Source organism: Nostoc sp. DSM 114167, assembly GCF_052692655.1.
This window is the reverse complement of sequence record NZ_CP195116.1, coordinates 7,344,829-7,370,554: the sequence shown is the minus strand read 5'-3', so window position 1 is coordinate 7,370,554 and position 25,726 is coordinate 7,344,829. Positions and strand designations below refer to the sequence as shown.

Sequence of the window (25,726 nt, the reverse complement as noted above, 5' to 3'; positions counted from 1 at the left end):
CTCTTGGAGCGGAACGAAGCATATTACATCGCTTCGCCATTCTGCACCGATTGGAACAATTATTCTACCGCGTGGTTTAATAATTCCATTGATGAATCGAATGCGAGGTGCTGAATATAACACCTCGCATTCTGAAGATTTCTATTTGATTGTGGCGTTGAGGATTAAACAACTAGCAAGTTATTTTGACTTAGTGACACTCCACCAGATAGTTGGGCAAATTGTACCTGAGCAAATCCACCCGCACTGCCATCTTGGTCAAAATATAGCGCACCTGTAGTGTTGTTATAGATAAATCGCTGATTGCTCGTTGTCGCAGATGCTCCAAGGGTAAAAGAGCTAGCTGAGAGTAAACCTGATGATAACCCGCCACCAAAACCAGCAGCCGATACCTGAATCAGTTCATTAGTCGCGTTGAAGTTATAAATGGTATCAACGCCTTCATTGAAACTATTGAAAACAAAGGTATCTATACCAGCTCCTCCATAAAGGTTATCATTACCTTTGCCACCTTTGAAGGTGTTCTTGCCAGAAGCGCCAGAGGCTGTGAGAGTATCATTACCATCGCCTCCATCCAGTAGATTATTGCCTGATGAATAGTCAACAATCAAGCGATCGTTACCAGCACCACCATTGAGCGTATTATTCCCAGAGACAGTATAAGCTCCGTATGAGGAATATAAGGAGGCTGAACCTGCGGCTGTGAGAGTATCATTGCCATCGCCTCCATTCAGTAGGTTATTGCCTGATGAATAGTTAGTAACTAAGTTATCATCACCAGCGCCACCATTGAGGGTGTTCTTACCAGAGATAGCATCGAGATCAAAATTGCCTCGGTAGTCGTCGTAGGAGCCAGAAACGTTGAGAGAATCATTATCATCACCACCAGAGAGCGAATTATTCCCATTTGAATAGTCAGCACTCAATAAATCCTTACCTGCACCGCCGAGAATCGTGTTATTTCCACGTCCCCCAGCGAGGGTATCGTTGCCATTGCTCCCCACAATCAAATCATCGTAGTTTGTACCTGAAATATTTAATTGTTCGATATTCTTGTAGCTCACCTGATTCGGGCCTGCTGTAATCGAACCAGCATTAGTAGCAGCATTGAATGTCGAAGTGATTCCCTGGCTGATGGAATAGTTATAGAAAGACAACAAATCGTCACCTTTTCCTCCATCTATAGTATCTTTGCCGCGATCGCCTCCGGTGAGTGTATCGTTGCCATTGCCCCCTACAATCAAATCATCGTAGGCTGTACCTGAGATATTTAATCGTTCGATATTCTTGTAATTAACCTGATTCGTGCCTGATGTAATGGAGCCAGTGTTAGTAAAAGCATTGAATGTCGAAGTGATTCCCTCACCCCCGCTAGAATTACTGTAATAATTGCCTTCTAATAAATCATCACCTTTTCCGCCATCGATAGTATCATTGCTACTATTGGCATAGAGCGAGATAGTATCGTTGCCATTACTCCCCACAATCAAGTCATTGTACGCTGTAGCTGAGATATGTAATCCTTCGATATTCTTGTAGTTAATCAGATCCGTACCCGCCTTAATCGAGCCAGTGTTAGTAGCAGCATTGAATGTCGTTGTAATTCCCCCACTAGGATAGATATACGAAACGCTCAACAAATCGTTACCTGTTCCCCCATCTACTGTTTGAGTCGCTAAGGAAGATGGAGAAGTATATAGGACGAAAGAGAAGGAATCATTACCATTTTCTCCATTGAAAATGTTATTACCAAATTTGCCCTCGGCCTTTGTGTCGTCGTAGTAGCCAGACGCAAAGAAAGAATCATTGCCATCCCCCCCATTGAGGATGTTATTGCCCGTTGAATAGTTAACACTCAATTGGTCGTCACCAGCACCACCATTGAGAGTGTTATCACCGGAGGTAAAAGAGGCGGAATAGTCGTATTCGCGAGAGGCGCTAAGAGAATCATTGCCATCGCCTCCATTCAGTAGGTTATCCCCTGTTGAATAGTTAGCATCTAATTGATCGTCACCAGCACCACCGTTGAGGGTGTTATTGCCATCTGTCTTAGACGCAGAGAGATTATCATTGCCATCGCCACCAGAAATTAGATTATTGCCTGTTGAAGAGCTAGCACTGAATTGATCGTTACCAACACCACCGTCAAGGATGTTATTGCTTGTTGAATAATCAACATTCAAGTAATCGTTACCTTCACCGCCAAAAATTGTATCATTGCCATAATTTGAATCGTTGCCACTACTGCCTCCGAAGAGTAAATCGTTGCCATTGCTTCCGACAATAAAATCAGCGTAGGTTGTACCTCTAATTTCTAATTGTTCGATATTGGTGTAGTTAATCCGATTTGTACCAGCACTAATTGAGCCAGTGTTAGTAGCAGCATCGAAACTCGAAGTGATTCCTGTAGTGGCACGGGTGTAATATATAGACAAATAATCCTGACCTGTTTCTCCATTTACACTTTGAGTCGTTAAGGAAGAGGGGGAAGTTTTTGAGACGGACAAATGGAAGTCATCATTACCAGCGCCTCCATTTAGAGTGTTTCTACCCCGGACTTCATCGGCGTAAAAGGAATCATCGCCGTCTTTGCCTGAAACCGTATTGTTGCCAGCAGAATAGCTAATATCAAGGTAGTCATCCCCTGCATCTCCACTGAGGATGTTATTTCCAGAAGAATAGGAAGCATCAAGAGTATCATTTCCCTCATCACCCCGCACCAGATTATTACCAGTACCACCACGGAGAGAGTCGTTACCCGTACCACCACGGAGGGAGTCGTTATCCGTACCACCAAGGAGAGTATCATTGCCTGCACCACCAATGAGGGTATCATTTCCGGCATCACCGTTTAAAAGGTCGTTGCCATTTTTGCCATCGATGATATCATCACCCACTTTAGCGTTAATTGTATCTGCGTCCTGAGTACCCAATAGAGTATCTTTACCGTTGGTTCCAATGATATTCACCATAACTCTTACCTTCCTGAATCGATATTTTGAGTAACTTCAGCTATTAACTTGTTGTTAATGTTGTTTGAGGACACACGGAAATCGCCGAGAGTTGATGCTTTCGACACACTTTTATGTCACCCTTGAGGGTTAGCATTTTCTCGAAGATTTACCCTATTGATGAGCTTGTAAGTAGGACTTATCTAACTGACTTGAAAAAGGCAGGAGGCAGGAGATTCAAAGTTAAATTCTTTGCCTATTCCCTATTTCCTTTTTCATTCGTTATTTGCGTACCCGTTAATAATGCTAGTTAAGACTATCTAAGTCTTAGCATTGTACATATTTATGAGCGTGTATTTAGGAAAACAGATGGTTTCACACTTTTTTATCATTCTCGATCCGCAGATCAACCCAGCCATCACTGACAAAGTGTCGAAAAATCAAGCTTGAATGCCTAAAACCCACACTTCATATTTCTTCTCAAAGCGTAGCCCTACTGTGGTAAATATAGAGAATAATTCACTTTCGATAGGGAAATAATTTTTATGCAGTTGTTGTGGGCTATTACCCGTAAGTGTGTAGCTTAAAAATAGGGAACATCTAAATAACACTTTGATAACCATATCTGAAGATTTACTGAGATGTCCACACTTATAGACATATCTTTGCATACTCTTTACATTATTTGCCGATCGGTATAATCTCAGTACTTCTCTTTATATATTCTTCATGTCTGAAAACCACTAATAATCCCGAATACAGCAGCTAAACAGCAGCTAAACAGCAGCTAAATAGTTGTTTTATTTGCTCGTGTAGCGTGTCGTCGCCCTTAATAGACAAGCAAGCTGTGAGAGTTTTTGAAATCTGGGGTTATGCTGTGAGGTTGTGACGATAAGTTACAGGAGTTGAAAGCGATCGCTCCAGAAGATTACCACATTATCAAGAGCTACTTAGGGATAACCTCCACCAAACATACTCTCGTAGCGTAGGCGTAGTCCGTCCTAACCATCGCCAAGAAATTACTGAGGACGGTGAGTTTGAAACTGGATTATATTGGAAAGTTTTGGACAAAAATAGATTTTTATTCAAAAAAACAGTCGTCAGGAAATGAAGGCATATTAAATAGTAGATTTCTTTAACCACGTTTTTCACGGCTGGGTGGATTGCAAATCCCCATTGCCGAAGGTAGTGCTGGTATCTCTGCACGCGAACTGTTCGAGATCGTTATTCGGGTAATGCAGGAACTCTGATGATTTCAAGGATCGTGCGATCGCAAACGACGAGATCGACGGTACATGACTATCAACGCAAAGATTCTTCTAGATTAACCACCTTGTATGGTAATTTCTGAGCTTGACTCACATCTTGCATCAACCGTAGTCACCCGTACAGTTCAAATAACCTAGTGCAAAACTATACAACAAGTAAATATCATCAATCAGGGAGATTAAGTGCTAAATATAACTTAAATAGTGCAATTAATACAGAGAGAAATAGATGCTGGAATGCAGAGACTTTTTGACCTGAGATAGAGAGATGATTGCATCTGAATCTCGAAATATGAGAGAAAAGGCGTGAAATATCGAAATGTTTTAAAGCAAGAAAAATGCTTGCCCACGCCCAAGAATTAGTTTACAACCTCAAAAAGTTGATGCCGACGCAGTACCAAAAAGATAACCTAGAAGCTATGCTGGGGTTATTCTTAGAGGCACAAGGACACCCATTACCTGAACATAGTCAGGCAAAATCCCCCAGCGCAATCAGCCGATTTTTAAATATCAATCCTTGGTCAACAAGGGAAATGATTCGCATAGTTCGCCACCAAGTATTACAAACAGTGGTCAAGTCATTATCGTCATCTGGCAGAGGGCGCAGACCATTTTTACAAGTAATCATTGACCTGACGACTTTAGAAAAACGTGGCAAATTTAAAGATTTTAGTGAGTTAATCAAAGTCTATAACGGTAAGCGTGGTCTCCATTTGGTAGTAGTTTATTTGGTAATCGGAAAATGGCGTATTCCCTGGAATTTCCGTGTTTGGAGAGGTAAGGGTACTCCATCACCAGCTAAACTTGGACTATCTCTAGTGAAACGTTTACCTCAATCTTTAACTCAACACTTTGAAACAATTATTTTAGCGGATACAGCTTTTGGTAGTGTCGAATTCTTGCAGGGTATACGTCAGCTTAAATATCATGCTGTTACAGGTGTAGCGATTAGCCGTAAATTGACCGATGGTAGAGTTTTACGACATTTGCACAAACAGGGTCAACAGGTTCGTTTAGTAGGTTTAAAGTTTCCTGTTACAGTATCTTGGTATTACTTAAAGCGGGATAATGGCAAGTTAGAAAAGCGTTTTGTTCTGTCTACCCGCCCAATTAAAGCTTCTACTCTACGGTGGTGGGGTAAGCGTCGTTGGCAGATTGAAGGTTGGTTTAAAACTGCCAAACATCGCTTTGGTTTACATCGTTTTGGTCAAGGTACTCTTAAGGGTATGTATCGCTGGCTGATTCTTTCTCTGACTGCTTATCTCATCGCTCATTGGAGTTATCTGCATACTCAGCCAGCTTCTTCACCTGATTGGGGACAAGCTGCACAAACTGCTTTAGAATCTATTTTTCCTCAAATAGTTGTGTATTTTCTTTTACTTAATATTAAACGGCTAACTCCTCTTACACGTAGTTGTGGTTTTGACATTCATATTTCTCGGTGCAAGATGTGAGTTGATAAATAAATGTAAAGAAGAAGTTGGCATTGCATAAACTTTGCTTTCTAGCTTGATGAATTAACTAAGAAACTAAAAAGTTGAAGGTACAAGATTGAAAATATCTTGTTATCTCCTTAATTAGTTGCTTCAACAACATAGTTCTTCTAAAGGAGAAAAAATGAGTACATTAGAGCAAAGTCTTAGTCAATTCCGAGCTTTACCAAAACCAGAGTCATCTCGATTAATTGACTTTGAAGAAGCAGAAATTCGTCCGGGTATAGTAAATGACACTTATATTTTAGTTGTCAAAGGAACGAAACCATACTTGAATTTGGAAGTGAATCTTGTGCCACTTGTATACGTCCAGCAACCTGAATATTGGGGAGTTGAGGTCGTTGGTACTTTGCCCGGAATCGGATTACCAGCGATCGCACCTTATATAGTTTCTCTACCAGTAGACGGCATTCGTGGCAAACAAGGTATTGAAGTTATTGGCGCTAATGGTTCAAAGCAACTGCCTTTTCTAGATGTTAAGTATTCCTAATTCCCGATATGAATATGTGTAGAACCACCATCTTCAAAGCTGTGACAAAAGCTTAAAAACTGCCCGAAAATTTATTTTCCGGCTATTAGCTCAAGTTGGTTGAAACGGACTAATAAAGTATTTTTAGTCCGTTTCAACCAATTCTTGCTATTAGAGGTTGTTTGAACAGTCTAATTTATTACTTGCCTCGGCGATTGGATGCTTGATGTCGGGGAACCCGCTCACCGCAGTGGCTTCGCACTTTGTGCCGTTACGCTAACGCGCAGCGCGTCTTGGTATAATTCTTTTTCTGATCTGTAGCTCAGACCCGAAAACTTTAGTTTTAATTGATACTCCTAACCTCCTGCCCGGTTGTTGAGCGACTTGCCCTGACTTGTACTGAGTTTGGACACTTCGACTGCGCCCTTCTCTACGAGAGGCTGCGCCAACGGCTACGCTCAGGACAGGCTCAGTGCATCGCTGCGCGGTAATCGAGCGACTTGTACTGAGTTTCGACACTTCGACTGCGCCCTTCTCTACGAGAGGCTGCGCCAACGGCTACGCTCAGGACAGGCTCAGTGCATCGCTGCGCGGTAATCGAGCGACTTGTACTGAGTTTCGACTGCGCGGTAATCGAGCGAAGTCGAGATTCAACTACCGCGTAGTCGAAGTGAAGAAACCAAAGGAAAAGGTGAGAAAAAACCCACCTTTTAAGAATCGATATGATAGACAAGTAGACAAAATTTAAAAAATATTTATCGAATGGTAGATCAATCATCTGGCTTGTCTAAGGTCAAAGACTTATTAACACAAAAACTCTTCTTAGGTAATGAACCGAATGCGGAGTTAATTGCAATTCTCACCGTTTACTTTGTCCAAGGAATTTTAGGGCTATCGCGTCTAGCCGTTAGCTTTTTTCTCAAAGATGAACTACTCCTGAGTCCAGTCCAGGTATCGGCGCTATTGGGAATTGTCTTCCTACCTTGGATGATCAAGCCGATGTTTGGTTTTATCTCTGATGGCTTGCCTATATTTGGCTATCGTCGCCGTCCTTACTTGATTTTATCCGGGATACTGGGAACTGCTTCTTGGATGAGTCTGGCCACAATAGTTCATACTAGCTGGGCAGCTACCTTAGCGATCGCTCTTGGTTCTCTTAGTGTCGCCATGAGTGATGTCATCGTTGACTCGCTAGTTGTAGAACGAGCCAGAGGCGAATCGCAAGCAAAAGCCGGCTCACTACAATCTCTGTGCTGGGGTGCTTCTGCGATCGGAGGTTTAATAACAGCTTACTGTAGCGGTCTACTACTTCAATACTTTACTACCCGTACCGTCTTTGGGATCACCGCTTTATTTCCTTTGATCGTTTCAGGGGTGGCTTGGTTAATTGCTGAGTCCCCCGTTAGCAAAGATCCTGAAGATATTAATCAGACCAACTCTGTACCAATCAAACATCAACTGGGACAGCTACGCCAAGCCATTAGCCAAAAAACAATTTGGCTACCAACGGCGTTTATCTTCATCTGGCAAGCTACCCCAAATGCTGACTCTGCCTTTTTCTACTTCGCTACCAACGAACTCCACTTTGAACCAGAATTTTTGGGGCGAGTAAACTTGGTGGGAAGTTTCGCTTCTTTAGCAGGTGTTTGGATTTTTCAACGTTTCCTCAAAAGCATCCCTTTTCGCGTGATTTTTGCTTGGAGTACTGTCCTTTCGTCACTTTTGGGGATGACGATGCTGTTGTTGGTAACTCACACAAACAGGCTATTGGGTATAGATGACCACTGGTTTAGTTTGGGTGATAGCCTGATTTTGACTGTGATGGGGAAAATTGCGTTTATGCAAGTGATGGTGCTAGCAGCAAGGCTTTGTCCTTCTGGTGTGGAAGCGACATTATTTGCCTTGTTAATGTCAGTCTATAATTCCGCCGGAACAGTTTCCCATGCATTCGGGGCATTAATCACCTATTGGCTGGGAATCACCGCAACAAACTTTGAATCACTTTGGCTATTGGTGCTAATTACTAACCTCAGCACCCTATTACCCCTACCATTTATCAACTGGCTACCTGCTGCTGAAGAACAAACTGAAACACTCAAAAATGACCAAAAATCATTTTCGCCTGATTTGATCCCGGAGTTGGTACTGAGAGAACCAAAGTCAGAAATACTAGAATAGTGTAATACAGCAGTTTCTAAGTAAATCAGATCGAGAGTGCTGTTAGCGTCAGCGGGGCGTTTAGCCAGTGCTGAGTTAGGAGTTAACAGTAGAGACGCGATGAATCGCGTCTGTACAAGAGTTAGGAGTTTTATTTAGGGAACTCCAAGAAATAAATTATCCAATATTGTGGGGTGGGCATCTTACCAGTGGTGTCAACTTCAGCAAGCCCTAGCGTACTCGTTGGGTGTTGTGCGTCCGCCCACCGTTAAAACGGCGGTCTAATAACCCAAGTCCATTAAAATGGACTGTAATCTTGAGTCCTCTGAGTGAGGACTTTTGCTATCAGACAGGGATTTTAATCCCTGGCGGACGTTCGGTTTGACGTGAAGTTGACACCAATGGCAACATGAGCGCCCAGTTCACAGTCCGGGCGAGACGCCCATCATACAAGAAATATTGGGATATTTTATTATTTGTCAGTCCCTTATCTCCTTGTCTCCCTTGTCCCCTTGTCTCCCCTGCCCCCCTGGTTACTGAGCGCAGTCGAAGTATGCTCCCTGCCCCCTGCCCTATTTGGGTGAAACCATTTTTTCGCTGGCAATGATATGCAAATCTATATTTTTGAGCAAGCGCACCAATTTTTGCGTTAAAGATCCTTTGAGGAGCATTTGCCAGCGCGATCGCTGACTTTCTCCGATTACAATTTGGGTGATACGATGTCTCTCGGCGACTTGGGCGATCGCATTAGCTATATTACTGTTGGTAACACGAAGAAAAGTACCTTCAAATTCTTTACAAAGTTTCTCGCAAGTGTGGATGTGTAAGCTTTCCTCCTTAGTGAGAAAGCGTTCTGGATCGGCTACGAACAACGTATAAAGCGGCGCATTCATATAGTTAGCCAATCTCGCACCCCGACGTAACAGCTGCACTGAATTGGGATAGGTAGATACACACACCAAAACCCGCTCGTGAATATTACAAAATTGTCCGTTGGGAGTAGAGGCGATCGCATTTTCTTCTACGTTGTCTGCTACTTCCCGCAAAGCCAACTCCCGCAAAGCAATCAGGTTACGGCGTTGGAAAAAATTATCGAGGGATTGTTGGATTTTTGGCTGTGCGTAAATCTTCCCTTCTAATAATCGTTCTTGCAGTGTTTCTGGCGTGACATCCACTACCACTATTTCATCTGCTTCATCCATAATCCTGTCAGGAACCCGCTCGCGGACTACCACACCTGTAATTCTGGCTACTAAATCGTTGAGACTTTCTAAATGTTGCACATTCATTGTGGAGTAGACATCAATCCCGGCTGCCAAAACTACTTCGACATCTTCGTAGCGTTTTTCGCGTGGAGAACCAGGGACATTGGTATGGGCGAGTTCATCGATTAAGACTAATTGGGGCGATCGCTTTAAAATAGCATCTGTATCCATATCCGTCAGCGTCAACTCACCGCGAGGATATTGCTTACGGGGTATAATTTCCAGTCCCTCTGCCTTTTCAGCCGTCTCCTTGCGTCCGTGGGTTTCCAAAAGCCCAACGACAACATCAATTCCTTCTTGTTTGAGTGCGTGTCCCTCTTCTAACATCCGGTAGGTTTTGCCTACTCCAGGAGCCATACCAATAAAGATTTTATGCTTACCCCGCCGTCGTGCTGGATAAAGCGAGTAACTTGCAGAATTTAAAGGTGCATTCCCAGTCGAACCAGTATTACTACGATCTGACATTTCATTTTTAGTATCTGTATAATCCTAAGTAGGTTAGCGTAAAAATTTGTCATTGGGATAAAGCAGTTCTTGCTGAACGCAGGAAAAGCAGGGGAGAATAACTACTGACAAATGACCAATACTTCGACTACGCTCAGTACAAGTGACAAATGACAAATTACTGATTTTGCTGACGATTAAAATCTTGTAAGTCAAGAGCATAATTCAATCGCAGAACATTGACTCCTGGTTCGCCAAAAATCCATAAAAATCTGTCATCAGTATACTTATTAATTAAACGTAAAATCTCATCTTCTTTTACTCCCCGCGCACCAGCAACCCGCGTCAATTGCTGCCGTGCTGCTTTAAAGGAAATATGCGGATCTAAACCCGAACCAGAGGTATAAATTAAATCAGCTATCGGTTGAAGATTTTCCTCTCGCAATTTATCTGCCTCTTCTAAAATCCGCTTAAGTAGTTCTGGATTGCTGGCAGCGAGATTGCTAGCTCCAGATATGCCGGTTGGCTTGGCTTTTTTTCCTTGACTATATCTAACAGTACTAGGACGAGAATGGAAATATCGGTCAGATGTGAATACCTGACCGATTAAAGCCGAACCAATTGGTTCATCATTTAGATTCCGCACGATACTGCCATTAGCTTGATAGGGCAAAAAAACTTGACCCACTACAAGAATTACCAGCGGATAGATGATTGCAGTCAACAACCAAAGCATTAGAGTTATAAAAATTGCTCTGATAGTTTCTCGAATAATAGCCATAAAAAGTTTTCCAATTGCGCTTATAATTTAATTTTTAATTTTTAATTTTTAATTCTTTTGCCCACCTAGCACGATGTTACAAGATGCTGTTAGCAACAGCATAAACAACTGGGGCAGTTACCACATTCAAGCACAGCAAGATAAAAATAGCGAGTGGTAAATGTTAGACTTCTTGGCATTCGTCCGGGAAAAGGGTAAAGAAACTCCAAATCCTTTCCCTTTAACCTTTACCCTTTCCCCTAAGAGTGCAAAAATTATTTTTGCAAGAGGTCTGTTGTTTATGCCATTGCGACTAAACAAAGGATATCGCCAAAGCAGTGCTGAATGAAAACGATATTTATTCATATTCTTCTTGTCCCTCCTATCAACAGGTAAAAGTAAAAATGTTTATTATTTTACTTTGGTCAAGATGCGATCGTTTTTCAGCGTCTCTACTTTTGCTATCCTTAAGCCAAACCTACAAGTGTAATCAGTACATCGATCAACTTAATTGCAATAAACGGCGCAATCACCCCACCTAAGCCGTAAATTAAGATATTGCGTTGGAGTAACTGATTAGCTGTCAGAGGTCTAAACCTCACACCCTTTAATGCCAAGGGAATCAAAGCAGGAATAATCAAAGCATTATAAATCAATGCTGAGAGTACAGCAGATTTAGGGCTAGTCAAATTCATAATATTCAGGCTTTGCAAATTAGCAGCGACAAATATCACTGGAATAATTGCAAAGTATTTAGCAATATCATTAGCGATGGAAAATGTCGTCAATGCCCCGCGAGTAATCAACAATTGCTTACCAATACCAATAATATCGAGTAGCTTTGTGGGATCGGAGTCCAAATCGACCATGTTGGCGGCTTCTTTTGCAGCTTGTGTTCCTGTATTCATCGCCACGCCAACGTTAGCTTGGGCTAATGCTGGAGCATCGTTAGTTCCATCTCCCGTCATGGCAACCAGTTTACCTGCTGCTTGTTCCTGTTTAATGATACTGATTTTGTCTTCTGGTGTGGCTTCGGCAATGAAGTCATCAACCCCAGCTTCTTTAGCAATGACAGAAGCGGTAATTCGGTTGTCTCCAGTTAGCATGATGGTACGTACTCCCATGCGTCGCAGTGCAAGAAAGCGATCGCGGATACCAGGTTTAACTATATCTTTGAGATAAACAATCCCATAGATTTCGTTATCTAGGCTAACTGCTAGGGGTGTACCTCCCAAGCGGGAAACTCGTTCGTAGGCAGCATCCAATTCTGGCGTATCGCGTCCGTTGCGGGAACGGACAAATCCTTTAATAGCTTCTACTGCTCCCTTTCTAGCCTCATACCCACCAGGTAAATTCGTGCCACTCATCCGGGTTTTGGCGGAAAAACTGACTCCTTCTGCCTGAGTGGAGTCAAAATCAAATCTTGCGCCCAACTTTTCTGCCAGTCGGACAATGGATTTTCCTTCTGGTGTATTGTCAAAGACACTAGCCGCCCAGGCAACATTAGCAATTTCCGACATTGAATGACCGTTGAGGGGAATAAACTCTTCCGCCAGACGGTTGCCGAGGGTAATTGTACCTGTTTTGTCAAGAAGTAAAGTATTGATATCACCACAGGCTTCGACTGCTCGTCCTGATGTGGCAATGACGTTAAATTGGGCAACTCGATCCATACCAGCAATACCGATGGTACTTAGTAAGCCGCCAATGGTGGTAGGAATTAACGCTACTAATAGGGCAATTAAAATTGGGACGTTAACTGGACTGTTGACATAGTAAGCAAGTGCAGGCAAGGTGACTACGACTAACAAAAACACTAAGCTGAGAACTGCTAACAATACCGTGAGGGCAATTTCATTGGGTGTTTTGCTGCGTTCTGCCCCTTCTACCAAGGCAATCATCCGGTCAATAAAGCCTTTGCCTGCATCAGTAGTTATACGGATAATTAGTTCATCTGAGATAATTCGCGTTCCACCAGTGACGGAACTGGCAACATCGGAGCCTGATTCTTTTAATACTGGTGCAGATTCTCCAGTAATTGCCGATTCATCCACTGAGGCAACACCCATGATGACTTCACCATCGGCGGGGATGATATCGCCAGCAACGACGTAGATGGTATCGCCCTGTTTAAGGCTGGTGGATGAAACTTCACTAATTGTGCCATCGGCAGCAAGTTTTTTAGCGATCGCCTCTAACTTTGTTAACCGCAAGGCATCGGCTTGGGCTTTACCCCGTCCTTCTGCCACTGCTTCGGCAAAATTGGCAAACCAAACTGTGAAGAATAAAATCCCTGACAACAAGGCGTTGAAAACTTGCGGGTTCTTTTGCAGGGCTGGGCCAAATAGGTTGGGATCGATCGTTAGCAATAGGATGATGATTGTCCCTACCCAAACCACAAAGATTACTGGATTTTTGATTGCATACTTAGGGTTGAGCTTGACAAAAGCATCTCTAATTGCTCTTAAGTACAGCCACTTATTATTTGCCCTGGTCTTTTTACGTTTTTGGCGGCGATCGCCAGAACGAAAACTTGGGCGTCTAGCTTTGAAGTTAGTTGCCACTTGATTCATAAATAAAGTTAGCAGTGAGAAGTTAGGAGTTATAGGAACTTCTAATAAAAAAATATCCAACCTGTAGGATGCGTTAGTAACGCATCCTACGAAACCGAATAATTTATCAGATAACGGCAGGAGCCAGGAGGAAATAAGTATGAATGAAAACTTTAGTTCTGAGTAATTACCCAGTTAAAAATAAGATACTGGTACGAGACGCGTAGTGCAAGATATAGCTGAGTGCTGTACATGGATAGCGGGGCGTTGATCCCGTGCTGAGTAAACCTAGTAGTTCGCTCTCGTGAACTTGGCGGGGTAAAGGGAGAAAGGTTTTAAATCCCTTACCCTTTCCCCTTTACCCCTTACCCAGCCCTCACAAGCACATTTTTGGCTTGGCAGACTACTAGTTGCTTCCAAGGTTTTGAGCAATCAACACTGTCCTAATATGTCTGACTACAGCTATATAACCTTTCTTGCTCAAATCTCACACTTTTAAGTCTGGGTTACTCCTTCCTCCTGCCTCCTGAATTACTTTTTGATATCTTCTTAATTTCAAACTTATAACTCATAACTTTTCTAACTGCCAGATGCTAGTTTCAAACCCTCAGCTATGGGGCCTAAAGCCAGAACGGGAAAGAAAGTTAATACTCCCAAAACCAGCGTTACTCCAGCTGTGATACTAGTAAATACCAAAGAATCTGTTCTTAAGGTAGCAGGAGTTTCTTCTACTGGTTGTTTGCGAGACATCCCGTCAGCTAGCAGCAGGATAGCAATCATCGGAATGTAGCGTCCTCCGATTAGGCTCACTATTGTACTCAAGTTCCACCACAGGGTGTTATCCCCCAAACCCTCTAAGCCCGAACCATTATTTGCTGCTGCTGAAGCATATTCATAAACTACTTGAGAAATACCGTGATAGCCAGCGTTGCTAATTCCAGATAGGGAGATGGGATAAGCCAAAGCGATCGCACTGGGAATCAAAACTAGAATTGGGTGAATCAACAGCACTACGCTAGCGAGGACGATTTCTCGCTTTTCAATTTTGCGTCCTAAAAACTCTGGAGTACGTCCTGCCATGAGTCCAGTCAGGAAGACTGTGAGAATTAAGTAAATAAATAAGTAAGCTGTTCCAGTTCCTTGACCACCCCAGATAACCTGGATAAATAAGTTGAAGAGAGTCGAAAATATTCCTTGCGGCATCAAAGAATCGTGCATCCCGTTCACAGCACCAGACATAGTAGCAGTAGTCATCACTGCCCAAAATGCTGTTTGTGCCCAACCAAATCGAACTTCTTTTCCCTCTAAATTGGGCTGTTCTAATCCAAAGGCGGTATTAACCAGGGGATTACCTTGCAGTTCTCCCACGGCTGTAACTCCCACCAAAATGACAAAAATCACAAACACCATCCAAAAAAGTAGCCAAGCTTGTTTGATGTTATTGGCAAATATACCGTAGGTGTAAATCAAGGCTGCTGGGATAGAAATCATGGCGAGCATTTCTATCAAGTTAGAAGCGCCATTGGGATTTTCAAAGGGATGTGCTGAGTTGACGCCAAAAAAGCCACCGCCGTTCTCGCCCAAAAGTTTGATCGTTTCAAAGGATGCCACCGGGCCTCTGGCCAGATATTGCGTCCCGCCTTCTAAGGTTTGCACATCCATAGTTCCAGCTAATGTTTGTGGTACACCTGCTATAAGTAAGGCGATCGCACCAATAATCGAAATCGGCAGCAATATTCGCGTAATTCCACGGACGAGATCGACGTAAAAGTTTCCCAGTCTTCTACCCGTTAACCCGCGAATAAAGGCAATTCCCACGGCTAAACCGGTGGCTGCGGAGGTGAACATCAAAAAGCCTAAAGCCGCTACCTGGCTAAAATAGCTTAAGGTTGTCTCACCTACATAGTGTTGTTGATCGGTATTCGTTACAAATGAAATCGTTGTATGCAGCAATACATCCCAGGTGGGCGCACCGAAACCGTTTGGATTCCAGGGTAAGAGCCTCTGAAAATATATCAAAAAATACACTGAAATAGCCATAATTAAGTTGCAACAGAGTACGGCCCGGATATACTCCCCACCCGTCATGTCATCTTTTCTCCGAACACCCGCAAATACGAACATACTCCGTTCTATGGGGTTCATTAAAAAATCAAGCAGTGTTCTTTCTCCCAAAAAGACAGACGCTATGTATCTTCCAAATAATGGAGTGATTGCTATGACAATACATAGCGTTAAGCCAATTTGCAAAAAACCTTGTCCCATATATTTCGCGCTAAATTAAATTTAAGTGGTATTATGCCAATTCTGAGAAATAATAGATTAACTGTGGAAATATTTGATTTCAAGGGATTTCCCTAAACAGTACTGAGTACAAAAAGCAATAATCGCACTCAGGATCAAATCAGTTCCGAGTATGTAAGTGCCTCGGCTGAGAGTAAAAATATTTACAATTCCTACTTTTTGCTCAGTACTGACTCAATGTCCTGCTACGGCTAACATAACTCCTGAATATTTTCAGTTATGACTATTTTCTAGATACTTATTAAAGTTTTCGTTAAGAATATTTAATTTTGACTCTTAATTTATCTATCTCACTACTTAGGACTATTTGTTTATACAATACATTTTCCCAGTTTGCTACTTTCAAAGAATATAAATATCATAAAGTATTTTCTTAATGGGCTTAGAGATTGGGAAGATCGTGGTAGAGACCTCACTTATTGTGAGTAACTACCCAGTTTCCACTCTCTAGTCCTCCTTTGCTACATTTCGAGAATCGTAATTTTCGGGTTAATTCTTAAGTTGGCATTTGCAGATATAGATTGCAGATAGCTCGTAATTGGTAAATTAAATAGTTATACAGATTGAATAATCATGATTTATTAGTAAATCATAAATGACGATGTTAAGTCGATTATGGACTATGAAAGAAGCTATAAATGAGCGGGGAAAGACCTATGGACTAATAGCGATCGCTTTTGCGATCGTGATAATACTAGAATATTTGACACCCCCAGAGTACGTATTTGGCTACCTCTACACGGGAACGATTTTGTTAGCAGATTCTCGATTGAATCGGAGAGCAGTTTTGGGGATCACTCTAGCAGCAACAGGATTAACATTATTGAATTTGTTTGTTCCCGGAGGAGAAATGATTAATTCTCCAACGTTGGCAAATAGGCTGATTGCAGTGTTGGCGTTGATGGTAACAGGTTGGTTAAGCGATCGCAACCACCGCAATGAAGAAGCGATCGCTTATACCCAAGCACAATTACGCTCCCAAGAACAACTAGCTATCATGCGTGAAGATTTTGTTTCTACCCTAACGCATGATTTGAAAACACCTTTATTAGGAGCAATTGAAACGCTGAAATATTTTCAAAATGAGCAATTCGGTGAAATCACGCCCATGCAAGCAAAAGTATTACAAACAATGGCTCGTAGTCATCAGAGTACATTGCAATTAGTCCAAACACTTTTAGATGTGTACCGCAATGATGCCGAAGGGCTGAAACTACAGATATCACCAGTTAACTTGGTGACAGTAGCGGAAGAAATCGTTGCTACCCTAACAGAACTAGCGAAAACACGCCAGGTTTATATTTCTCTGCACTATGGCGAATCAGATTTTCGCAGCTTTCTCTGGGTAAATGGCGATTCTTTGCAACTTGGGCGAGTCTTCAGCAATCTCCTGAGTAATGGCATTAACCATACCCCTCGTGGCGGTAAAGTGGAAGTAGTATTTGAAGGTTATTCTAGCGATCAAGTGGTAAAAATACTCGATACTGGTTCCGGGATTACCGAAAAAGAGTTACCTCACTTATTTGAGAGATTTTATCAAGGAAATAGCGATCGCCACGTCTCTGGATCTGGGCTAGGACTTTATTTGACCAGGCAAATTATTACTGCTCATGGGGGTACAATTTGGGCAGAGAATCGCTCACCACGCGGCGCATTGTTTGCTTTCCGACTCCCAGCTTGTCCGCCACCGGGGAGATGAGAAATCAATTCAAAATTCAAAATTCAAAATTCAAAATTCATGCATTAAAAAACTTCTGCCCCCTGCCTCCTCTTTCCCAATGCCCAATGCCCAATGCCCAATGCCCAATGCCCAATGCCAAATGCCAAATACCAAATGCCCAATTACCAATGACAAAAATCTTACTAGTTGAAGATGATGAATTGTTTCGGCTTGGTTTACGGATGCGGTTGCAACAAGAAACCAGTTTGGAGATTGTTGCAGAAGCGGAAGATGGGGAACAAGCTGTAGAATTAGCCAATCACTATCCTCTGGATTTGGTGTTGCTGGATATAGGTTTACCAGGGATTGGCGGGATTGAGGCTTGTCGCCAAATCAAGCAGAAGCACCCAAATTTACCAGTTCTCGTTTTAACGTCTCGTTCTGAAAAACCACTGATTTCGCGGTTAATTGCTGCCGGGGCGCAAGGTTACTGTCTTAAAGGTATTCCGGCTGAGTCTTTGATATTAGCAGTGCGATCGGTTGCTGCGGGCGCTTCTTGGTGGGATCAAACGGCAACAACTGAAATTAGAGCCGCTTTTGAGGGCAATTCGATAGCGGTGCAGTCTGCAAAAACTGAGGAATCTCTAGAAAATCCTTTAACGAAGCGGGAGCAAGAAATTTTGGCACTGGTAGCAGCTGGCAAAAGCAATCAAGAAATTGCTGAAATTCTCTACATTGCCCCTGGTACTGTGCGGGTTCATGTCCATGCTATTTTACAAAAACTAGAAGTACGCGATCGCACTCAAGCCGCAGTCTTAGCTATTCAAAAAGGATTGGTAGCACCAGAATTGTTGATTAATTAGATTTATTGGTCATTTGTCATTGGTCATTTGTCATTGGTCATTGGTCACTTGTACTGAGCGTAGTCGTTGGCGCAGCCTCTCGTAGAGAAGTATTGGTCATTTGTCATTTGTCATTTGTCAGGAATTATTATTCTCTTCTGCTCCCCTGCTCCCCTGCTTCCCCTGCTCCTCTGCTTCTCTGCTCTCCATCTCCCTAATCCCCAGTCCCAATCCCTTTTCGGATTTTGAAAATTGCGATGAGATATCAGGCTGCTCTATGGGAATTTCGATCGCAAACTCTGCTCCTTTGCCCACAGATGAGTTACAGCTTATATTTCCTCGGTGTTTTTGGACGATAATCTGATAGCTAATAGATAATCCTAGTCCACTACCTTTGCCCACAGGTTTTGTGGTAAAAAATGGATCGAATAAACGCGATCGCAACGACTCTTCAATACCAAGACCATTATCAGCGATCGCAATTTTGACTACGTTCAAGTCTGTCACCTCTGTATGAATCCAAATTTGGGGAGGAGAAGATTGATTCCCTATTCCCCATGCTTCATTCCCCATTGCTTCATCTGGAAATTGATTTTCTGCTCTCCACTTTCCGTTCTCTACTCCCTCTTCTATTGCATCAATCGCATTATTCAACAAATGCATAAATACTTGATTGAGTTCACTCGCATAACAAGTGACTAGGGGCAAGTTACCATAATCTTTCACTACAACAATTGCCGGACGATTGGCTGTTTCTCTGAGCCGATGTTGTAACATCACTAAAGTGTTTTCGATGTCTTCATGGATATTGACCCGTTTCATCTCTGCTTCATCATGCCGAGAAAAATGTTGTAGCGCCAGTACAATTTCCTGAATGCGATCGGAGCCTCTATACATTGCACCTATCAGATTTTGCAGATCCTTAATGATAAAATTCAAGTCTATATCTCTGGCTATCTGCTGAATTTTTGGTGTGGGTTTGGGATATTCTTGCTGATAAACCTCAATTATCTTCACTAGGTCTTCTACATATTGGCCAGCATATTGGAGATTTCCATAAATAAAACTGATCGGGTTATTAATCTCATGAGCCAGTCCAGCTACTAACTGTCCCAGCGCCACCATCTTTTCGTTCTGAATTTGTTGAACTTGAGAGGCTTTCAAGTCGTCAAGAGCCTGTTGGAGTAAAAAGTTTTGTTCTTGCAGTTTAACTTGGAGCAAGCGTAAATTAATCTGATTTTCAATTCGCAACACCACTTCTGCACCATGAAAAGGTTTGGCAATATAATCTACACCACCAACATCAAATGCCTTTACCTTATCGACAACATCATCCAGAGCGCTAATAAAAATTACTGGGACTTCACTAGTTTTATGGTCAGCTTTTAGTTGTTGACAAACTTGGTAGCCATCCATACCTGGCATATTGATATCCAGCAAAATCACATCGGGCAAAACCATTTGACATGCAGTCAGTGCCATTTTACCGTTTAAGGCTTTGCGAACTTCAAAACCTTGTGCAGTCAACATCGCTGATAAAAGCCGCAGATTATCTGGGGTATCATCGACCACCAAAATATTTCTTTTCTGATGGTTAGTTTGATTAAAATGCATTATCGATCAAAGTTACGCGTATAATTATTAAGGATAGTAAATCCTTCTTTGAAATCACCCTAAAATTTGTTGACCGATTTCACCGAAATACTTATATTTATAGTTTAACTCTCACGTGGCTGGAGAGTTTTGCAGATTATCGAAGCTATTAGCCACTTATCACCTTTGGCAACATGATGAATTGTTGTCATGATTGTAATAAATAGCACTCACAGATTATCTAGCCAAGGATCGAAAATGAAATTTTTTCCAGGTGCTACTTGATAGCTACCATTGAGGTGCTGAAGCGAGCAACTCAACAGCCAGTCGTTGTTCTATGGGTTTAGAAAATAAATATCCTTGGGCAAAATTACAGTTTAAACTTCTCAATTGGGCTAACTGTTCTTGTGTTTCGACACCTTCAGCGATCGCACTCATCCCCATTGAGTTCGCAATACCAATCATTGCTGGTACTAACCCCATATTCTCTTTGTTATCCTGCATCCGCTTGACGAAAGATTTATCAATTTTAAGTGCATTTAAAGGAAAGCTGTGCAGATAACTTAAAGAGGAATATCCTGTACCAAAGTCATCCATAATTAACTTAATTTTTCGCTGCTTTAGTTGTTCCAGAATTATTTTTATCGCATCAGTATTCTCCATAATTACACTTTCAGTAATTTCTAATTCTAAGTATGCGGGATTTATTTGATTTTCATAAATTATTCGGTCAATTTGTTCTAGAAAATTCGGCTGCAAAAATAATCTTGCACTCAAATTGACGCTCATAGTTAGAGGTTCTGGTGTGACTGGATTATGTTGCCAGATGCTTAATTGATGACAAGCTGACTGTAATACCCAAGTATTGATCGCATTAATTAAACCCGTTTCTTCGGCTACAGGAATAAATTCTATGGGAGAAACCAAACCACGAATCGGATGTTGCCAGCGCACCAAGGCTTCAAATCCAGAAATTCTGCCTGTAACCAGGGAAATAATTGGCTGATAATAAACGAGGAATTCTCGCCTTTCCACAGCCCTCCGCAAGTCATTTTCTAACTCTAAAAGCTGAATCGCTTCCTGATGCATTGCTGGATTAAAAACGTGATAGTTGGCCCTTCCTTGAGCCTTAGCCCGATACATTGCTGTATCAGCATCTCGCAGCAAATACTCTGGGCGATCGTAATCTTTATTGCCCCAACTAATGCCAATACTGGCATTCATAAATACTTCATATCTTGACAGTTGAAAAGCAAGTGATAACTGTTGCAAAATCCTTTCGGCAACTTGGATTGCTATATTGATATCTGGGATATTTTCTAGGAGAATTCCAAACTCGTCCCCGCCCAATCGTGCTAAAGTATCAACAGGTATAATACATGTTTGTAAGCGGTGAGCAATGGCTATCAGCAATTCATCTCCTACCAGATGACCAAGAGAATCATTAACAACTTTGAAGCGATCGCAGTCCAAAAAAAGTACTGCAAACTGATAACTAGATTCTTGCTTGGCGCGATTTAGAGCATTTTCTAGTCGCCTAATAAACAAAACTCGGTTTGATAATCCAGTCAGGGAATCATGCAGTGCTATATCTAGCAGTTGACTTTGCAATTTCTGGCGGGAATCGATTTCTTGTTGAAGTTTTTGGAGAGTTTTTTCTAGCTCTCCAGTCCGTTGTTTTACCCGATCTTCTAGTTCAACATTTAATTTCAATATTTCTAATCGCGCCGATCTCAATGCTAGTTGATTTTGCACGCGCACTAAAACTTCTTGAAACTCAAAAGGTTTGGTGATATAGTCAACACCTCCCACTTTAAAGGCTTTAACTTTGTCAAAAACATCATCTAAAGCGCTAATAAAAATTACTGGAATATCGGCTGTTAGATCCCAAGCTTTAAAGGTCTGGCAAATTTCATACCCATCTACTTCTGGCATCATGATATCGAGTAGAATCAAATCAGGTAATAATGTTTGAGTTGCTGTCAGTGCCATTTGCCAGTTCAAAGCTTTACGAACGTTATACCCTTCCCTTGTCAATATGGAGGATAAAACCCGGAGGTTATCCGCCATATCATCAACGATCAAAATATCTTTTTTATTAGGGTCTAAATGCTCGTAATTCATTCTAAGTTTATTGTAGTCAATTCCATGATTTTCTCAAACTGGTAGTTATTTGCTAAATCCCTGAGAACTTGGAAAACTTGAGCATTATCTGATGGAATTTGTTTGAGTAACTCTAAAATCAGTTCATCGCTACAGCTGGCTGCGGCATAGTGAACCTGTTGGAGCCACTCAGGTGGCATTTGTGATAATTGACCCAGGAGTTCGGCAACACTTACAAAAATCTGTGTAGCTCGATCGACAACTACTGTGTTTGTGGTTTCTACTTGATTGGTATATTTTAAACCCAGATGTTTGCTTAGTTTTTCCAATAATACTTCCTGTTTGAATGGCTTGCGAATAAAATCATCACAGCCAATGGACAAAATTTTCTGGCGTTCTTCCTCAAAGGCGCTAGCAGTTAGGGCAATAATGATTGTATTTGTATTGCAGCGATCTGGCATTGTTCTAGAGGAGTCGTAAGGGGGAGCCAAGGCTGTTGGCATCCGCGATCGCCAAGTGGACGCATCAGAAGCATTATTTTCTATAACACCATTTGTTTCGGGTGTAGAAGATTTGCATACAACTTTCAGAACCTCACCCTCGCCGGAATCGGTTAACTCCTCAGCAAGGTACTGGCTCCCCAATGGTATCGGTTGTTTAAATTTTGGGAACCTCCGCGACGTATTGGCTGTCCCATGCCCGATTTCTCTAGCTTTAATAATTCTTGTGGCTTCGTAACCGTCCATAACTGGCATTCGCATATCCATAAAAATCAGGTGTGGTTGCCAAGATTCCCAATTAGCGATCGCTTCACTACCATCTGTAGCTTCATTAACTTCAAAGCCAAGAGCTGTGAGAATTTTAATTAGCAATATACGACTTTCTTTGGAATCGTCAACTACTAGGATACGGTATACTTTTTCACTAGGTGCTAAAGCTCTAATTTGTGATTTTATTTGGTTGATTGGAATTTCTCTGGGGCAAGTTAGAGCAATCTGAACATCAAAGGCAAATGTACTACCGACACCAGGCATCGTGCTGACAGTAATATCTCCTCCCATCAGTTGCACGTATTTACGGCTAATCGCTAAACCCAGTCCTGTTCCTTGTTGAAATTTTCTGCCGATTTCAGTTTGCTCAAAAGCCTCAAACAGCAAGTCAAGTTCTTGTGGGGCAATACCACAGCCAGTATCTTGTACCTCAAAGCACAGAAGAGAAGGATAAGAAAGATTTTGCTCCCCCGGCTCCCCTGCTCCCCTGCTCCCCCGGTTACTGAGCGTAGTCGTTGGCGTAGCCTCTCTAAGAGTTGTATGCTCCCCTGCTCCCCTGCTCCCCCGGTTACTGAGCGTAGTCGTTGGCGTAGCCTCTCTAAGAGTTGTATGCTCCCCTGCTCCTAGTCTCACCCGTAGCGTCACACTCCCTTTCTCGGTAAATTTAATCGCATTTCCCAAGAGGTTGAGCAATACTTGACACAGTTTATTTTCGTCAGTTTCTATGTATTTAGGAATATCTGGCGCATATTCAAACAGTAATTCTAAATTTTTAGATGCAGCACGCAAGTGCAACATCTCTTCTAAGTTTTTCAATAAATGAATTAAGTCAAAGCTGCTGGAATTTAAAGTTATTTTGCCAGCTTCGATTTTAGACATTTCGAGAATGTCGTTAATTAATTTGAGTAGATGTTCGCCAGCACGATTAATTATTGCCAAGTTTTCTTGATGTTCGCTAGATAGCGAATAATCTCGACTCATGACTTGGGTGAAACCAAGAATGGCATTGAGTGGGGTACGCAGTTCGTGGCTCATGTTAGCCAGGAATTCGCTTTTGGCGAGGTTGGCGGCAGCACTTCGCGCCGCTTCCCGAACAGCTGCTTGTTGTTCCTGTGCAGCGATTTTTTGCGATTGAATCAGTTCTGCTTGGGTGATTTGCAGTTGCTGAATAACTTGCTGGAACTCTTCAGTACGTTTTTTGACTTGAGCCTCTAAGGTGCGATTATATTCCGCTAATAACTTTTCTGTTTGTTTGCGTTGGGTGATATCAAAAAATGTGGCGATCGCAAAAGCCACATTCCCTGATTCATCATAAATTGGCTTTCCTAAAACCTCAATGTGAGTAATCTTTCCACAATAGCGAATTTCCATATCATCAACCCTGATGCTTTCCCCAAGCAATGCTCTCAAAATCGGCAAGCGATCGCTGGGGTAAAGTCGATCTGTCCCGGCTAGGTAAGCTTGATATATCTCTGATAATTCTTCGACTTTAACTTCTGCGATTGCTCCTTGACCGAGAATTTGCTGCCCAATCTGATTTGTATAATAAGGTTTACCTTCAGCATTGATGATAAATACACCGACTGGTATGGCTTCTAAAAATTGAGTTAGCTGATTCTGATTATGAGATAGCGCCTCATTTAAAACTTGCATCTGGGCATTCTTTGCTTCTAAAGCGCTAAAGGATGCTTGGAGTTGCTTTGCCATAGTTTCAAATGATTTAGCTAGTTCTCCCAGTTCATCGGAACGCTGAATATCTGGTGTTTCCTCCCATTCACCTTCAGCAATTTTCTTTGCCGATCTGTTTAATTGTGAAATCGGTTTAATTATCCAACGAGCAGTCAAAATCCCAATTCTTGTAGCCACTAAAAAAGCAACTATGCACAGCAAAATAGTGATGCGGGTGTTGGCATTAATTTGCTCCATAAATTCGCCTTCGGGAATCACCGCCACGATTAGCCAATCTAAACCCAGTTCGTCCCTCCAGCTTTTTACCTGTACAAAATAACGCATTCCATTGGCAGTAAAACTTAGCTGTTGCTTCCCCACAACTAACTTCAGACTACCAAAGCGTTCGATCAAAGACTGTGTAGTGAGTTTAATTAAAGGATTTTGACTATCTAATGCTGATAGACGTTTTCCTTTACCATTAACGATCGTATATGGTGACTCGCTAGTAGAAGAAGCCACTATGAAACCAGAACGCTCTAAAATAAAAGTTTTACCCGACTCTTTGATTTTTAACTTAGTTAAAAACTTGCTAATTTGTGATAAGAGCAAATCAACACTAATCACTCCAACAAATTTACGATTTTTATCGTAAACAGGATAGCTGGAAGATATCGATAAAACTTCTGGTTTATCTTCCCATTGATAAATTTGACTCCAAACTCGTTTGCCTATCTTGACTGGATCTGTATACCAAGCTTCTAAGCGAGGATCGTAATTTTTGACTTGCTGTAAATGGCGGCGATTTCCTTGCTTGTCTGTAGGATAAACATAGAGTTTGCCTGTACCACGCTTGGCGCTAACTTCATTAATTAAGAGCTGGCCATTATCTAGACGCTCAACACCAATAAATTCACCTTTGGGATTGGCAAAGCTGTTGTAGCCAACATTGAAAACCTGCATTTGTTTCCAAAAGTAATTGCCGGTGGTTTGAAAGTCCGAAAGGTTGAGCAAACCTAGCTCAATTGCATCTAAGTTGATTTGATTAATTTGCTTTGGGGTTGTTAAATAGTTATCGAGATGCTGTTCAATGCGATCGCAGATTTCATTTTCTAATTGAGTAGCAAGCTCCCTTACCGCTTTTTGCCCGTTTTGATACGAAAGATAGCCCACAAGTCCCACCGCACCACAAATTTGCAAGATAAAAGGCACAATCAGAACATATCTCAGGGGCATCTTGGCATAAACTTTGCCAACTAAGCGATTAAATGATTTGACGGGCTGAAGTTTGGATAACATTTTAGTTTTATTCTTCCCCAGCATCTACTAGGTGCATTTTGCCGTGCTAGCTACATTCTATATAAGTATAATTACGGCAGACATGGCTCTTTATGAAAATTTTATATTTTTAGTATAAAATAGTACGA

Annotated in this window: 12 protein-coding genes and 1 pseudogene; 5 read left to right on the top strand and 8 right to left on the bottom strand. The window is 41.9% G+C overall.

Going from position 1 to position 25,726, the window contains the following annotated elements; genetic code table 11:
• Nucleotides 1-164: 164 nt before the first annotated feature.
• Nucleotides 165-2,972 carry a beta strand repeat-containing protein gene (locus NSTC731_RS30925; RefSeq protein ID WP_445628283.1) on the bottom strand — a complete coding sequence of 936 codons (2,808 nt, stop codon included), beginning with the start codon at nucleotides 2,970-2,972 and terminating at the stop codon, nucleotides 165-167.
• 1,585 nt (nucleotides 2,973-4,557) lie between these two features.
• Here NSTC731_RS30925 and NSTC731_RS30920 point away from each other — a divergent pair.
• The 3 genes and pseudogenes from NSTC731_RS30920 to NSTC731_RS30910 all read left to right on the top strand — a co-directional run.
• A pseudogene (locus NSTC731_RS30920) lies at nucleotides 4,558-5,628 on the top strand (transposase); the annotation flags it as partial.
• A gap of 208 nt (nucleotides 5,629-5,836) precedes the next feature.
• Entirely contained in the window at nucleotides 5,837-6,202 is a 366-nt protein-coding gene (locus NSTC731_RS30915) for a hypothetical protein (RefSeq protein ID WP_445628282.1), read from the top strand.
• Between the two features lie 741 nt (nucleotides 6,203-6,943).
• Nucleotides 6,944-8,359: a folate/biopterin family MFS transporter gene (locus NSTC731_RS30910; protein ID WP_445628281.1), complete on the top strand. Its 1,416-nt coding sequence runs from the start codon at nucleotides 6,944-6,946 to the stop codon at nucleotides 8,357-8,359.
• Between the two features lie 551 nt (nucleotides 8,360-8,910).
• Here NSTC731_RS30910 and NSTC731_RS30905 read toward each other — a convergent pair.
• The 4 genes from NSTC731_RS30905 to kdpA all read right to left on the bottom strand — a co-directional run bounded on the left by NSTC731_RS30905 (nucleotide 8,911) and on the right by kdpA (nucleotide 15,624).
• Nucleotides 8,911-10,068 carry a universal stress protein gene (locus NSTC731_RS30905; protein WP_445628280.1) on the bottom strand — a complete coding sequence of 386 codons (1,158 nt, stop codon included), beginning with the start codon at nucleotides 10,066-10,068 and terminating at the stop codon, nucleotides 8,911-8,913.
• A 157-nt stretch (nucleotides 10,069-10,225) separates the two neighbouring features.
• On the bottom strand, nucleotides 10,226-10,828 hold the full coding sequence (gene kdpC / locus NSTC731_RS30900) for a K(+)-transporting ATPase subunit C (RefSeq protein ID WP_445628279.1): 603 nt from the start codon (nucleotides 10,826-10,828) through the stop codon (nucleotides 10,226-10,228).
• 446 nt (nucleotides 10,829-11,274) lie between these two features.
• Nucleotides 11,275-13,380, bottom strand: coding sequence for a potassium-transporting ATPase subunit KdpB (gene kdpB, locus NSTC731_RS30895; protein WP_445628278.1), 2,106 nt, complete (start codon nucleotides 13,378-13,380; stop codon nucleotides 11,275-11,277).
• A 558-nt stretch (nucleotides 13,381-13,938) separates the two neighbouring features.
• Nucleotides 13,939-15,624 carry a potassium-transporting ATPase subunit KdpA gene (gene kdpA, locus NSTC731_RS30890; RefSeq protein WP_445628277.1) on the bottom strand — a complete coding sequence of 562 codons (1,686 nt, stop codon included), beginning with the start codon at nucleotides 15,622-15,624 and terminating at the stop codon, nucleotides 13,939-13,941.
• Nucleotides 15,625-16,285: 661 nt separating this feature from the next.
• On the opposite strand from kdpA, the gene NSTC731_RS30885 reads away from it, so the two are divergent.
• Nucleotides 16,286-17,362 carry a sensor histidine kinase gene (locus NSTC731_RS30885; RefSeq protein WP_445628276.1) on the top strand — a complete coding sequence of 359 codons (1,077 nt, stop codon included), beginning with the start codon at nucleotides 16,286-16,288 and terminating at the stop codon, nucleotides 17,360-17,362.
• 149 nt (nucleotides 17,363-17,511) lie between these two features.
• Nucleotides 17,512-18,186 (top strand): response regulator, encoded by a 675-nt coding sequence (locus tag NSTC731_RS30880; protein WP_445628275.1) that lies wholly within the window; start codon nucleotides 17,512-17,514, stop codon nucleotides 18,184-18,186.
• 117 nt (nucleotides 18,187-18,303) lie between these two features.
• On the opposite strand, the gene NSTC731_RS30875 is transcribed toward NSTC731_RS30880, so the two are convergent.
• The 3 genes from NSTC731_RS30875 to NSTC731_RS30865 all read right to left on the bottom strand — a co-directional run bounded on the left by NSTC731_RS30875 (nucleotide 18,304) and on the right by NSTC731_RS30865 (nucleotide 25,598).
• Nucleotides 18,304-19,779 (bottom strand): hybrid sensor histidine kinase/response regulator, encoded by a 1,476-nt coding sequence (locus NSTC731_RS30875; protein WP_445628274.1) that lies wholly within the window; start codon nucleotides 19,777-19,779, stop codon nucleotides 18,304-18,306.
• A 267-nt stretch (nucleotides 19,780-20,046) separates the two neighbouring features.
• Nucleotides 20,047-21,882: a GGDEF/EAL domain-containing response regulator gene (locus tag NSTC731_RS30870; RefSeq protein WP_445628273.1), complete on the bottom strand. Its 1,836-nt coding sequence runs from the start codon at nucleotides 21,880-21,882 to the stop codon at nucleotides 20,047-20,049.
• Nucleotides 21,879-25,598, bottom strand: a complete 3,720-nt coding sequence (locus NSTC731_RS30865; protein WP_445628272.1) for an ATP-binding protein — start codon at nucleotides 25,596-25,598, stop codon at nucleotides 21,879-21,881. The genes NSTC731_RS30870 and NSTC731_RS30865 overlap by 4 nt, the downstream gene beginning before the upstream one ends.
• Nucleotides 25,599-25,726: the final 128 nt, after the last annotated feature.